This is a genomic window from Blattabacterium cuenoti (assembly GCF_014252015.1).
Lineage (GTDB): Bacteria > Bacteroidota > Bacteroidia > Flavobacteriales > Blattabacteriaceae > Blattabacterium > Blattabacterium cuenoti_U.
Genome location: NZ_CP059206.1, coordinates 225,233 through 238,779, shown reverse-complemented (window position 1 = coordinate 238,779; position 13,547 = coordinate 225,233). Strand labels below are relative to the sequence as shown.

Below are 13,547 nucleotides of genomic sequence, written 5' to 3'. Positions count from 1 at the left end.
AAAGTTAAAATATGAATTTGCGAGAAACTATCCAAGTAGATATAATAGAAAAAAAAATAACAGAAAAAGAACTTAAAGGCATTAAAATAGCGGCTATAAAAGGTTTTAAATTACCGGTAACGGCAAAAAAAATTCCTACACTATTGTAAAATAAACTAATCATAAAATTTATAAATACTAATTTTTTAGATATTCTGGATACTTTTAAAAATAAAAAAATTTTATTCAAACAATTGGATTGCATAAAAGCGTCACAACTTGGAAAAAAACCAGTTGGATTTTCCGATACAGCAATTCCTACTTCACTTTGATTTAATGCAGCACAATCATTAATTCCATCTCCAAACATTATAATTTTTTCTCCTTTATCTTGTAATTTTTTAACATAATCTAATTTATTTTCTGGACTTTGATTGAAAAAAACCTTACTTGATTTTGGTAAAAACGATTTTAAATATTTTTTTTCTAATTCATTATGATCTCCAGAAAGAATAATAATTTTATATTTTTTTAAATCTTGAAACATTTTTTCTATTCCCTTACGATAATAGTTTCTAAATAAAAAATAACCTACAAATTTATTATTTATAGAAATAAATACTGTTGTTTGATTAATTTCGTTTGTTCTTTTTGTAATGCCTAAATATTTTGGAGAACCGATTTTAACAGGTATATTTTGGATGATTCCTTCTAATCCTTTTCCTATGATTTCTCTAAAATTTTTTACAAAATAAAAATCTTTTATAGACAATTCTGATAATATTCTTTGACTTAAAGGATGACTTGAATTTTTTAATAAAGAAGCTATAATTTTTTTTTCTTCATTTTTCATATTTCCTACAAAATATATTTTTTCTTTATTAGGGTCAGTGATAGTTCCTGTTTTATCAAAAATTAAAGTTTCAGATGAAGAAATTCTTTCCATTGTATAAATGTCTTTTATATAAAGACCCTTTTTAGAAAAAAAACGTATAATATTTCCAAAAATTAATGGAGTAGAAAGAACTAAAGCGCAAGGACAAGTCACAATTAAAACTGAAAAAACTGTCTGAAAAATTTTTGAAACATCATTACTAAAAGACCAATATACTCCAGTAATAATGGAAATAACCAAAACAATAGGAGTAAAATATTGACTAAATCTAGTTGTTATTGAATTTAAATAGAATAATTTTTTATGACGATACTGATTAGATTTATTCTTATTCCATAACAAACTTAAATAACTGTGATCTACATTCTTGATAACTTTTATAATGATAGCTTCTCCTTTTTGTTTAGAACCAGCATAAATTCGTTCTCCCATTTTTTTATTTATTAAGTAGGATTCTCCTGTTATAAAACTATTATCTAATACAGCGTTTCCTTTCATTAATATAGAATCAACAGGAATAATTTCTTCATTTCTGATTAAAATGAGATCTCCTTTTTTCAAAGAAGAAAGCAAAATTTTTTCTTCTCTTTCATTTTTTGTACTATGGACTTTTGTTATCAAAACTGGATAACAAGATTTATAATTCTTATCGAAAGATTGAATTTTATTATGAGTATGTATTTGAAATATTCTACTGATAAGTAAAAATAATGAAAAACTAGAAAGGCTATCAAAATAACCCGAACCTAAATCAAAAAAAATTTCATAACAACTCCATAAAAAAAGAACTAATATTCCAATAGAAATTGGAACATTCATATTCAAAACATGTTTTTTCAATCCTAATACAGCATATTTTATATGATCATAAAAAGAAAACGTGACTACTGGCAAAGACAAAATTAACATTAAATAGCGAAAAAAATTTCGGTTTTCCATAAACCATATATCTTGTTGAGCACCCACATATTCTGGTATAGCTAAAAGCATAATATTACCAAAACAAAAAAAAGAAATAGCCAGTTTTCCTATTAGTTTTCGATCATTTGAATTATGATTTGTATTTTCTATAGATTCAAAATCTACAGAAGGTCCATATCCTATATTATCAAGTAACTTAGCTATATCACTAAGTTTAAATTCAGTGTTATTAAACGTGATCCAAATTTGTTTACTACAAAAATCAACAGTAGAATCAAAAATATTTTGATGTGATTTAGATAAACTTTCTAAAATAAAAACACAAGAGCTACAATGAATAGAAGGAATTAAAAAACGAACTGTGGTAATATTTTTATGATTAAAATCAATTATTTTATTTGCAATTTTTTCATCATCAAGAAAATCAAAAATTTTCTGTTTTTTCATGTTTGATCTCCTAATTAATTAGACTTATGTATGAATTTTTTGTATTCTTCTGAAGACATTAATGCATCATATTCTTTTATATATAGGATTTCTATCCGGATGATCCATCCTTCATTATAAGAGCTTTTATTAATTAGTTCTGGTTGAGATAATAATTTATTATTAATTTCTATAATATTGCCAGAAACAGGCATAAACAAATCCGAAACCGTTTTTACCGCTTCGATTGTTCCAAATGAATTTTCGGCTTTTATTTTTTTACCTATCATAGAATCTTCTATATCCAAATAAACAATATCTCCTAACTCATTTTGAGCAAAATGAGTAATACCTACATAAGCTTGATTCTTATCATTTAGTATACCTATCCATTCATGATTTTTGCTATACCTTAAATTATTCGGGTTCATATTCAATAAATTTTAATTCTAAGAATAATTTCACGATTCAATTTTCTTTTTATTTGTAATTAACAAAAATATTTTATAAAAAAAACGCAGTTTTTTACCCAACATTCTTAAAAATGAATCTTTATTTTTATGCATTAACATTATATAATTCAAATATTGATTGATTCTTTTTTCTATACTACAAGAAGTCTTTTGATCAAACTTCCATAAATAATATTTTTCTATTTGATCAATTAATAAATCTGCATAATTTAAGGATGTAGCATAACCTGCTTTTTTAAGTTCCGTAGCCCAAGCTTGATAATCTTCTTTTTTAAGAAGAAACAATTTAGAATAACGTGGTTGTTGTAAAAATTTAGAATGATCATGAAAAGATTCTTGCACAGAATCATATTTTCGAAAACATTCTTTCGGAAAATCATCATCATGGTAATAAACATCCCCCATCCAATTTTTTCCACATTTAATTCCAAAATGATTATTTGTTGCTTTAGACAAAGAACTGTTTCCGCTAGAAGATTCTAAAATACCTTGACCCAATTTAATACTAGCTGGAATTCCAAATTTTTCCATTTCTTCAATAGCAAAAACAGCATATTTTTTAACATATTCAATTACATTTACATTTTCTTTCCTTTTTTCCTTTGAAAAAGAGAACCATGATATCAAAAAGAATAATATAAAATAAAAAAAATTTTTCATTTTTATTAACTCTCGACAAATAAAATTACATTTTTTTACAGAGAAATTTTGTAATCAAGTAAAAAGATTCCACAAAAAACCAGTTTGAATAAACCATTTATTATTATTATTAGGATTATAAATGTTATAAAAACCCATATTTTGAATACTGAAATAAAATACAGTTCTGTATATCTTAAAATTTAAGAAATAATCTATAAAAGGAATTTTATCAATTCTTTTATTAGAAATATACTCTTTATCAAAAAAATAAGATTGAAAATTAAAAGGATAATGAATTTTTTTATGATAAAATTTACTGAAATAATGAAAAGAAAAACCTATTTGCATAAATAAGGCTTTTTCAAAGTAATTATCTTCATAAAATATTGTGCTTCTTGATATAAAATTTGGAATATAAAAAATTGGTGGATTATAATTATATTTTTGATATAGGAAAATGTTATTAAACTGAAATTTACATATACTGTGTGTAGATTTTATTTTAAATCCATATAACTGAATGTCCTTATTATATAAAAATTTTTCCATTTCTTTATGTTTAAAAGAATGATTCAATCTAGATATATAAAAAGAAATATGATTTTTTTTATCGTAAGAACTTAAAGAAAAATCTATGGCTTTTTCTCTACCGATACAAAAATCTTGATTTGTATTAAAAATACGATTAGAAATCAAATTATTATAAATTCCATTATCATTTTCAACAATATTAAATTGAGTTATAAAGAAAAATTTTGAAAATAAAAATGCATTCAACATGATATCAGCCTCATAATTAGACTTTTTAATGCTATTATTTTCTAACATCCATTTTACGTTTGAATAAAATTTGAAAACATTATTAATAGGATAATTTATTTTGGTTTGTATTGAAAAATTATTTATATTTTTATTTTTATAGTTATTAAATACATTATTAAATAATTTATAATATATTTTATCAAAAACAGATCCTATTTCTATATTCATTTTTCTTTGATTAAAAATTAAAAATAAACCATTTCTCAAGTAAGAATGATTTATTTTTTTTTTTTGCAAATCTTGAGTAGAATCGAATTTATAGGGATAATGAAAAGAATGATTTTTATAATATTTTTCGTATTCCATATAAGACTTCAAGAATAATGATTTTTCTTTTAAAGAAAAAATTTTTTGAATAAGACTCACATAAAATCTACTATGAATTAATTTTTTATGATATGAATATGAAAAAATATCTTTAGAATTTCTACTATTCCATTTTTGAACTTCTTCTTTATCTATGGTATCAAATTTTTGGTAAATGTAATGTCCCCACAATTTATAATTATAATCATTTTGATCTTGATAGTTGAAAGTGGTTAATACTAAATCTTGACTTTTTTTTAAATCCGGTTCATTTTTCAAATAAGAATTCCTATATTCCATGGAATAATTAATTTTTTCATTAAAATTATGAGAAAAAAAACCACCTAATGTTTTTTCTCTAAAAAAATCATTTATATAAAAAATTTCTGAAATAGGAGTTTTTACATCGAAATATTGAATTTTTTCACGATAAAAAAAAGGATCTTTAAAAAAAAGCATTTTTTTAGGCATATTTTCATTAAAACTTTTTTTCATGAATTTTTCATAAGGAATAAAAAAATATTTTTCATTTTTGAAAAAGAATCCAATATAATCCTCTTTAAAAAAATTATGAGAATAATATTTTTTTATAGAAAAATCTTTTTCTCCAAAAGTTTTTTTTAGGTTTATTTCTTCCGTCCAAAATTTATAATCTTGAGAAGTAGGATGATAAAACTTCACATTTTCTTCTTCTTCTTTTTTTTCGTCGGAATATATTAATGGGATTTTTTCTTCCATATTATTAGAATTAGAAAATATAAAAAGAAAAAAAGTTAAAAAGAATATTTTCATAATAATATAATAGAATTATAATATGTCCAAATAGAAAAAATTTATTTATATTTGACATGATGTAAATGTCATTTCTAAAGTAAATGGTATTCTTCAATTAAGTTAAATATTGTATTATCAATATTTTGAGGCTTGTCTTTATGACGGCCTTTTTTTATCATGTCAAAATACCATAAATCATGTTTAAATTTAATTTTATAACTATTCAGAAAAAAATTTTGGCTGATAGTACTACACCAATAGAATTATATTTAAAACTAAGAGATATTTTTCCTAATACATTATTATTAGAATCTTCTGATTATCAAATTTCCAAAGATAATTCTTCTATTCTTTGTATTAATCCTATTTCTGAACTTATTTTAGATAATGATGTTTTGCGAATCTCATATCCTAATTGTGTTCATAAACATATTTTTATAAACGATAAATTAGATCTACAAATTTTAATTGAGGATTTTTTTAAAAAATTTGAAAGTTCAAATACGACTATTTCTTACTCAGGTTTATATGGATATATATCTTATGATAGTATTCAATATTTTGAAAATATTCAATTTCATGCTCCAATTAAAGAAATATATAATCTTCCAAAAATACGATTTGGTTTTTATAGCAACTTGATTGTGTTTCATCATTTTCATCATGAAATATATTTAATTGAACATCAATTTCCTGATATTCCTGATATAGAAAAAAAAACTTCTATAAATCAATTAATAGAGTTAATAAAAAAGAGAAGTTTTCCATCTTTTCCATTTAAATCTGTTGGAAATCGTTATTCAAATGTAACAGATTTAGAGTATAAAAAAATGGTATCTCTAGGAATTAAAGCTTGTTTACGTGGAGATGTATTTCAAATTGTATTATCCCGTCAATTTCAACAAAAATTTAAAGGAGATGAATTTAATGTATATCGTGCTTTGCGATTTATAAATCCTTCTCCATATCTTTTTTATTTTGATTATGGAAACTATAAATTGTTTGGTTCATCTCCAGAATCTCAACTCATCATTAATAACCAAATAGCCTATATTAATCCAATAGCAGGAACAATACGAAGATCAGGTGATGAAAATAAGGATAAAAAATTATCCGAAAATCTCGTAAATAATCCGAAAGAAAATGCAGAACATGTCATGTTAGTAGACTTAGCTAGAAATGATCTGAGTAAAAATTCTTTTAATGTAAAAGTAGAAGGATTTAAAGAAATTCAAGTTTTTTCTCATGTATTACACATGGTATCTAAAGTATCTGGAGAATTAGAAGATAATATATCAATGATAAAAGTATTTGGAGATACTTTTCCTGCAGGGACTCTTTCTGGAGCTCCTAAATATAAAGCTATGGAACTTATTGATAAAATTGAAAATCAACATAGAGGGGTCTATGGAGGAGCAATTGGTTTTTTTGGTTTTAATAACTCTTGTATTAATACAGCCATAGTTATTCGTTCTTTTGTGAGTAAAAATAATATTCTATTTTTTCAAGCTGGGGCAGGTATTGTTTCTGATTCTAAGGAAGAAAAAGAGTTAGAAGAAGTAAATAATAAGCTTATGGCCTTATTTAAAGCTATAGAACTAGCTAAAAATATATGAAGTATTATGAATAAAATACTGATTTTGGATAATTATGATTCTTTTACTTATAATCTTGTTCATGTTGTAAAAAAATTAACAAAAAACCCTATACAAGTATCTAGAAACAATGAAATTAAACTTGCGGACATAGAAAAATATAATAAAATTATTCTTTCGCCGGGTCCTGGAATACCTGATGAAGCGCATATATTAAAACCTTTAGTAAAAACTTTTGCTTCTACTAAAAGTATTTTTGGAGTTTGTTTAGGTCAACAAGCTATAGGCGAAGTATTTGGAGCTACTCTTCTAAATACAAAAGAGGTTTATCATGGAATATCTAGTTTAATCAAAATTGTAGATCCACAAGAAATTTTGTTTCAAAAATTACCTACAGAGATTCAAGTAGGACGTTATCACTCTTGGATTATATCTCAAAAAAATTTTCCTGAAGAACTTAAAATTACAGCTATTGGAGATAAAGGAGAAATTATGGCTTTACGTCATAAATTTTATGATGTACGCGGAGTACAATTTCATCCAGAATCTATTTTAACTCCATATGGTGAAAAAATTATAGATAATTGGTTGAATTTAAGTTGATTATGAATATATTATTAGAAAATCTTTTTTTAGAAAAAACATTGACAAAACAAGAAGCTAAAAATCTTTTGATAGAATTATCAATGGGAAGAATTAATAAGACACAAGCTATAGCTATAGCAACTATATATAATATGAGATTTCCTACTTTAGAAGAAATATTAGGTTTTAAACAAGCTATGATGGAGTTATCCATAAAAGTCAATTTGACAGAATTTAATGATAATGCTATTGACATTGTAGGAACGGGTGGAGATGGAAAAAATACTTTTAATATATCTACTTTAGCATGTTTTATAGTAGCAGGAGCAGGAGAAAAAGTCATTAAACATGGAAATTTTAGTTCTTCCTCTATTACTGGATCTTCAAATATATTAAAAGGATTAGGATATCATTTTACTAATAAAGAAGATAATTTGAAAAATCAATTGGATAAAGTAGGAATGTGTTATTTACATGCACCTATATTTCATCCAGTGTTGAGTACTATATCCGGAACAAGAAAGGAACTGGGAGTTAGAACGATTTTTAATACACTTGGTCCATTATTAAATCCAGGAAAACCAAAAAATCAATTATTAGGAGTCAATAATTTAGAATTAGCAAGAATATATTATTATTTGTATCAAAATACAAAGAATAATTATGCTATTGTTCATAGTTTAGATGGTTACGATGAAATTACTCTTACTAGTCATGTCAAATGTTATTCCCCAAAAGGAGAACGGTTTTATTCTATAGAAGAATTAGAAATAGGAGATACAAAGGTAAAAGTCAATCCTTATGAATTAAAAGGAGGAAAAAATACAGAAGAAAATATTCGTATATTTATTAATGTTTTATCTGGTGAAGGGACTTTATATCAAAATGAAGTAGTTTTAACAAATGCCACATTTGCATTAAGTATGTTAAATAAAGATAGTCTTGAAAATAATTATGATAAAGCAAAACGTTCATTAAAAAGTGGTGAAGCAAAGAATATTCTAAAAAAATTATTAAGCTCATGAATATTCTTGAAAAAATTGTATCTGTAAAACAAAAAGAGGTATCCGAAAAAAAATTTTTATATCCTATAAAAAGATTAGAAAATAGTTCTTTTTTTGAAAGAAAGACTTTTTCTTTAGTACAAAGTATAAAAAGAAACCACATTGGTATTGTTGCAGAATTTAAACGTAAATCTCCATCTAAGGGGATGATTAATGATACGGCATTGATAGAAAAAGTAGTGATAGATTATGAATCAGCAGGAGTTAGTGGAATATCTATTCTTACAGATAAACATTTTTTTTCTGGTGAAAATGAAAATTTAAAAAAATCACGATCCATAATATCTATTCCTATATTAAGAAAAGATTTTATTATTGATGAATATCAAGTTATAGAATCTAAATCTATAGGAGCTGATGTGATTTTATTAATTGCCGGAATTCTTTCTAAAAATCAAATAAAAAATTTTTCTCGACTTGCAAAAAGTATTGATTTAGAAGTTATTATTGAGATTCATAATGAATTTGAAATAGATAAAATAACAGAAAATTTGGATATTGTGGGAATTAATAATCGAGATTTACAAACTTTTGTTGTGGATTATAATAGTTGTTTAGAGTTATATTCAAAAATTCCTAATAGTTATGTAAAAATTGCAGAAAGTGGAATTAATAATGTTAATCAAATCTTAAAATTAAGAAAACAAGGATTTAAAGGTTTTTTAATTGGAGAATATTTTATGAAAGAAAAGAATCCTGGAAAAATTTGTAAGTATTTTATGAAGTCTTTATCAAAAAAATTAAATGAAATTAATTAATTGAATTGATATGAAATCCCAACTATTAAAAATAAAAATATGCGGAATGAAATTCGATGTACAAAAAATTTCTGATTTATTTCCTGATTTTATAGGTTTTATATTTTATCCTAATTCTCCTAGATTTGTAGGATACGATTTCGTTATTCCAAAATTAAAAAAAGAAATATTGAGAATAGGGGTTTTTGTCAACGAATCAGAAGAAAACATATTGAAAATAAATAAAAAAAATAAATTAGATTTTGTACAGTTGCACGGAATAGAAAGTCCTTTTTATTGTGAAAGATTATGTAAAAAAGGATTGAAATTAATTAAGAGTTTTAGAATAGATGATTCCTTTTCTTTTAAAAAAATTGTGGATTATATCCCATACTGTACTTATTTTTTATTTGATAGCAATACAATTCATTATGGAGGAAGCGGTATCAAATTTTGTTGGAAAAAACTTTATGAATATACTTTTCAAGTTCCATTTTTTTTAAGTGGAGGAATTGGGATAAAAGATTTTGATAACATAAAGAATTTTTCGCATTCAAAAATGTTTGGAATTGATATTAATAGTAAATTTGAAATTTTTCCAGGAAAAAAAAATAATACCAAGTTGAATACCTTCATAAAAAAAATAAGAAAATTATGAAATATTTTGTTGATCAAAATGGATATTATGGAGAATTTGGAGGTGCTTTTATTCCTGAAATGTTACATGATAATATAACAGAATTACAAGATAAATATAAAAAATTTATTACAAGTTATGAATATCAAAAATTGTATAAAAAATTGTTAAAAAATTATGTAGGAAGACCTACTCCTTTATTTTTTTGTAAAAAATATTCAGATCAATATAATGCTAAAATTTATCTTAAAAGAGAAGATCTAAATCACACAGGGTCACATAAAATTAATAACGCCATAGGTCAAGCTTTATTAGCAAAAAAATTAGAAAAAAGAAAAATTGTTGCAGAAACAGGAGCTGGACAACATGGGGTCGCAACAGCAACTGTCTGTGCATTAATGAATTTAGAATGTGTAATTTTTATGGGAGAAACTGATATGCATCGTCAATCTAGTAATGTCATTAGAATGAAATCTCTTGGAGCTAAAGTTATTCCAGTTTTGAGCGGAAATAAAACACTTAAAGATGCTGTTAATGAAGCCATTCGTTATTGGATTCATAACCCAGAAAGTTATTATTTAATAGGTTCTACAGTGGGTCCTCACCCTTATCCTCAAATGGTTGCAGATATTCAATCTGTTATTAGTGAAGAAATTAAAATGCAATTACAAGAAATAGAAGGATCTTCTTCCCCTAATTATGTAGTGGCTTGCATAGGAGGAGGAAGTAATGCCGCGGGATCTTTTTATCATTTTTTAGATGATGAGTTGGTTAAACTTGTGGCTGTAGAAGCTTCTGGATTAGGTGTTACAACAAAAAAAACTGCTGCGGCTATTCATTGTGGATCAAAAGGAATATTACATGGAAGTATAACATTTCTTTTACAGGATCAAGATGGTCAAGTTCTTCCGGCTCATTCTATATCTCCAGGTCTAGATTATCCAGGAATAGGACCTATGTTTGCTAATCTTTTTGTAAAAAAACGTGTAATTTTTTTACATTCTACAGATGAAGAAGCTTTACGAGCGGGATACGAATTAACTCTATCAGAAGGAATTATTCCTGCTTTAGAAAGTGCCCATGCATTGGCTGTATTAAAAAAAATACCTTTCAAACAAAAAGATATAGTAATTGTGACTTTATCTGGAAGAGGGGATAAAGATATTAATGTTTACGACAAATTTTTTTTTAAATTCTCAAATAATGAATCAAATACATAATTTATTTAAGAAAAAAAATAATAACATATTATGCATTTATTTTACAGCAGGATTTCCTTATATAAATAGCACAGTAGAAATAATAAAAATTTTGCAAGATCTTTCTGTGGATTTAATTGAAATAGGGATTCCCTATTCTGATCCTTTGGCAGATGGAATGGTTATCCAGAAAAGTAATAAAATTTCGTTAAGTAATGGAATGAATGTATCTTTATTATTTGATCAAATAATAAAATTTAAAGATAAAATCAAAATTCCTATTATTCTTATGGGATATTACAATCAGTTATATAAATTTGGAGAAGATTTTTTTTTAAAAAAATGCAAAGAATCAGGTGTTTCCGGATTAATTTTTCCAGATCTTCCGGTTGATGTTTTTTTGTATAAATATAAAAATCTGTTTAAAAAATATTTATTATCTATGATATTTCTAGTTACTCCAAGAACCAACTCGTATAGAATATCCATGTTAAGTAAAATCAGTGATGGATTTTTATATATAGTTTCTTCTAGTTCTACTACAGGAAATAGTAATTTTTTTGGAAAAGAACAAATATCTTTTTTCGAACGTATCAAAAAATTGTCCACAAACATTCCAAAATTAATTGGTTTCGGAATAAAAGACAAAAAAACTTTTGATTTATCATGTCAGTATGCTAATGGAGGAATCATAGGAAGTTCTTTTATTCAATCATTAAATAAAGATAAATTGGAAGAAAGTATAAAAAAATATATAAAATCTATTAGATAGTTTTTTTTCTATCACCAAAAATTATAGTACCTAATCTAACAATTGTACTTCCATATTTTATAGCTATATCATAATCTCTGCTCATTCCCATAGAAAGTATATAATGTCCGTATTTATATTTATATTCATTATATAATTTACATAAAGATGAAAATTCGTTATGTACTTTTTCAAAGTCTTGAAAAGAAGCCATTCCCATTAAACCTATTATTTTTACATTTTTCATCTCTTTATAAGTATCACTTTTCAATATTTTTATAGCTTCTTGAGAAGTGATTCCTGATTTATTTTTTTCATTACAAATTTTGATTTGCAAAAGACAGTTAATAATTTTATGATGTTTTAATGCTATTTTATTAATTCTATTAATTTGTTTTATATTTTGAACGCTATGAATTAAATGAATAAAAGGTATTATATATTTTAATTTATTACTTTGTATTCTACCAATCATATGCCATCGAATATCTTTGGGTAATTTTTTATATTTTTCAACCATTTCTTGAATATAATTTTCTCCAAAATCTCTATGCCCTACACAATATAATTTTTTTATCGAATAGATATCTTGATTTTTAGAAACTGCCAAAATTTTTACATTTTTTGGAATCAGTTTTTTTATATTAAAAAATCTATTTTCTATTATACGATTCATCATGAAAATTTTTTTTCGAATGCTTTCATGATTTCAATAAGAAATTGAACGCTTTCTAATGGAAGCGCATTATATATACTAGCACGATATCCTCCTAAATATCTATGACCATCTAATCCTACAATATTTTCTTTTGTCCACATTTTATTGAATTCTTTTTCTAAATTCTTATTTTTTAGAAAAAATGAAACATTCATGTTAGAACGATTTTCCTTATGAATTTTATTTTCAAATAAATTATTTTGATCTATTTCATCATATAATAACTTAGCTTTATACTGGTTCTCTTTTTCTAAAATAGAAAGTCCACCTTGATTTTCTATCCATTCCAAAGTTAACAGAGAAGTATAAATAGAAAAAACGTTTGGAGTATTTAGAATACTGTTATTTTGTATATGGATTTTATAATCCATATAAGAAGGAATATTTTTTCTTAACTTTCCCAAAATTTCCTTTTTTATTATAACAATAGTCATTCCTGCGGAACTTACATTTTTTTGTGCAGAAGCATAAATTAAACTGAATTGACAAAAATCTAATTTTCTGCTAAAAATATCGGAAGACATATCACAAACCATTGGAATAGATGTTTTAGGAAATATTTTCATTTGTGTTCCAATTATTGTATTATTAGAAGTGCAATGAAAATAATCTATATTACATGGTATATAATAATTTTTTGATATATATGTGTAGTTTTTACTCTTACCAGAAAACAAGACTCTTACTTTTCCAAATTTTTTAGCTTCCTTGATCGCGTTATGGGCCCAAAATCCTGTATCTAAATAACCTGCTTCTTGATTCATTAAATTATATGGAACCATTGAAAATTGTAATGTAGCTCCCCCTTGAAGAAACAAAATAGCGTAATCATCATTTAAATTCATAATACGTTTTACTAAACAAGCAGCTTTTTCAATTATTTCTAAAAAATCTATACTTCTATGAGAAATCTCAAGTAAAGATAATCCAGACCCATTAAAATTAATTACAGATTGAGCTGATTTTCTAACAACTTCTTTCGGTAGAACAGAAGGACCTGCATTGAAATTGTGTACTTTCATA

At 24.6% G+C, this 13,547-nt stretch carries 13 protein-coding genes; 7 read left to right on the top strand and 6 right to left on the bottom strand.

Annotation, left to right across the window (positions count from 1 at the left end; translation table 11 throughout):
* Nucleotides 1-4 precede the first annotated feature (4 nt).
* Genes H0H50_RS01115 through H0H50_RS01100 form a run of 4 tightly spaced genes read right to left on the bottom strand, consistent with a single transcriptional unit; the run spans nt 5 to nt 5,202 of the window.
* The gene (locus H0H50_RS01115) at nt 5-2,242 is read right to left on the bottom strand and encodes a heavy metal translocating P-type ATPase (protein WP_185867339.1); all 2,238 of its coding nucleotides are present in this window, start codon (nt 2,240-2,242) and stop codon (nt 5-7) included.
* A 14-nt stretch (nt 2,243-2,256) separates the two neighbouring features.
* Nucleotides 2,257-2,652 carry a glycine cleavage system protein GcvH gene (gene gcvH / locus H0H50_RS01110; protein ID WP_185867338.1) on the bottom strand — a complete coding sequence of 132 codons (396 nt, stop codon included), beginning with the start codon at nt 2,650-2,652 and terminating at the stop codon, nt 2,257-2,259.
* Between the two features lie 30 nt (nt 2,653-2,682).
* Nucleotides 2,683-3,354: a glycoside hydrolase family 73 protein gene (locus H0H50_RS01105; RefSeq protein ID WP_185867337.1), complete on the bottom strand. Its 672-nt coding sequence runs from the start codon at nt 3,352-3,354 to the stop codon at nt 2,683-2,685.
* 54 nt (nt 3,355-3,408) lie between these two features.
* Nucleotides 3,409-5,202: a putative porin gene (locus H0H50_RS01100; protein WP_238784207.1), complete on the bottom strand. Its 1,794-nt coding sequence runs from the start codon at nt 5,200-5,202 to the stop codon at nt 3,409-3,411.
* Between the two features lie 233 nt (nt 5,203-5,435).
* Between H0H50_RS01100 and H0H50_RS01095 the strand changes: the two genes are divergently transcribed.
* Genes H0H50_RS01095 through trpA form a run of 7 tightly spaced genes read left to right on the top strand, consistent with a single transcriptional unit; the run spans nt 5,436 to nt 11,827 of the window.
* Nucleotides 5,436-6,854, top strand: a complete 1,419-nt coding sequence (locus H0H50_RS01095; protein WP_185867335.1) for an anthranilate synthase component I family protein — start codon at nt 5,436-5,438, stop codon at nt 6,852-6,854.
* A gap of 6 nt (nt 6,855-6,860) precedes the next feature.
* Nucleotides 6,861-7,436, top strand: coding sequence for an anthranilate synthase component II (locus H0H50_RS01090; protein ID WP_185867334.1), 576 nt, complete (start codon nt 6,861-6,863; stop codon nt 7,434-7,436).
* A 2-nt stretch (nt 7,437-7,438) separates the two neighbouring features.
* Nucleotides 7,439-8,443 carry an anthranilate phosphoribosyltransferase gene (gene trpD, locus H0H50_RS01085; RefSeq protein WP_185867333.1) on the top strand — a complete coding sequence of 335 codons (1,005 nt, stop codon included), beginning with the start codon at nt 7,439-7,441 and terminating at the stop codon, nt 8,441-8,443.
* The gene (gene trpC, locus H0H50_RS01080; protein ID WP_185867332.1) at nt 8,440-9,240 is read left to right on the top strand and encodes an indole-3-glycerol phosphate synthase TrpC; all 801 of its coding nucleotides are present in this window, start codon (nt 8,440-8,442) and stop codon (nt 9,238-9,240) included. The genes trpD and trpC overlap by 4 nt, the downstream gene beginning before the upstream one ends.
* A gap of 10 nt (nt 9,241-9,250) precedes the next feature.
* On the top strand, nt 9,251-9,877 hold the full coding sequence (gene trpF / locus H0H50_RS01075) for a phosphoribosylanthranilate isomerase (RefSeq protein WP_185867331.1): 627 nt from the start codon (nt 9,251-9,253) through the stop codon (nt 9,875-9,877).
* Nucleotides 9,874-11,076: a tryptophan synthase subunit beta gene (gene trpB / locus H0H50_RS01070; RefSeq protein WP_185867330.1), complete on the top strand. Its 1,203-nt coding sequence runs from the start codon at nt 9,874-9,876 to the stop codon at nt 11,074-11,076. Before trpF ends, trpB begins: the two co-directional genes overlap by 4 nt.
* A complete protein-coding gene (gene trpA / locus H0H50_RS01065) occupies nt 11,060-11,827 on the top strand; it encodes a tryptophan synthase subunit alpha (RefSeq protein ID WP_185867329.1) in 768 nt (255 codons plus the stop codon). Before trpB ends, trpA begins: the two co-directional genes overlap by 17 nt.
* On the opposite strand, the gene H0H50_RS01060 is transcribed toward trpA, so the two are convergent.
* Nucleotides 11,820-12,482 carry a YggS family pyridoxal phosphate-dependent enzyme gene (locus H0H50_RS01060; protein ID WP_185867419.1) on the bottom strand — a complete coding sequence of 221 codons (663 nt, stop codon included), beginning with the start codon at nt 12,480-12,482 and terminating at the stop codon, nt 11,820-11,822. The genes trpA and H0H50_RS01060 overlap by 8 nt on opposite strands.
* On the bottom strand, nt 12,482-13,546 hold the full coding sequence (gene serC, locus H0H50_RS01055; protein ID WP_185867328.1) for a 3-phosphoserine/phosphohydroxythreonine transaminase: 1,065 nt from the start codon (nt 13,544-13,546) through the stop codon (nt 12,482-12,484). The genes H0H50_RS01060 and serC overlap by 1 nt, the downstream gene beginning before the upstream one ends.
* Nucleotide 13,547 lies beyond the last annotated feature (1 nt).

Coding starts and splice junctions, on each gene's coding strand:
- H0H50_RS01115 (WP_185867339.1), bottom strand. CDS start 2,242: ATGAAAAAACAGAAAATTTTTGATTTTCTTGATGATGAAAAAATTGCA.
- gcvH (WP_185867338.1), bottom strand. CDS start 2,652: ATGAACCCGAATAATTTAAGGTATAGCAAAAATCATGAATGGATAGGT.
- H0H50_RS01105 (WP_185867337.1), bottom strand. CDS start 3,354: ATGAAAAATTTTTTTTATTTTATATTATTCTTTTTGATATCATGGTTC.
- H0H50_RS01100 (WP_238784207.1), bottom strand. CDS start 5,202: ATGGAAGAAAAAATCCCATTAATATATTCCGACGAAAAAAAAGAAGAA.
- H0H50_RS01095 (WP_185867335.1), top strand. CDS start 5,436: ATGTTTAAATTTAATTTTATAACTATTCAGAAAAAAATTTTGGCTGAT.
- H0H50_RS01090 (WP_185867334.1), top strand. CDS start 6,861: ATGAATAAAATACTGATTTTGGATAATTATGATTCTTTTACTTATAAT.
- trpD (WP_185867333.1), top strand. CDS start 7,439: ATGAATATATTATTAGAAAATCTTTTTTTAGAAAAAACATTGACAAAA.
- trpC (WP_185867332.1), top strand. CDS start 8,440: ATGAATATTCTTGAAAAAATTGTATCTGTAAAACAAAAAGAGGTATCC.
- trpF (WP_185867331.1), top strand. CDS start 9,251: ATGAAATCCCAACTATTAAAAATAAAAATATGCGGAATGAAATTCGAT.
- trpB (WP_185867330.1), top strand. CDS start 9,874: ATGAAATATTTTGTTGATCAAAATGGATATTATGGAGAATTTGGAGGT.
- trpA (WP_185867329.1), top strand. CDS start 11,060: ATGAATCAAATACATAATTTATTTAAGAAAAAAAATAATAACATATTA.
- H0H50_RS01060 (WP_185867419.1), bottom strand. CDS start 12,482: ATGAATCGTATAATAGAAAATAGATTTTTTAATATAAAAAAACTGATT.
- serC (WP_185867328.1), bottom strand. CDS start 13,546: ATGAAAGTACACAATTTCAATGCAGGTCCTTCTGTTCTACCGAAAGAA.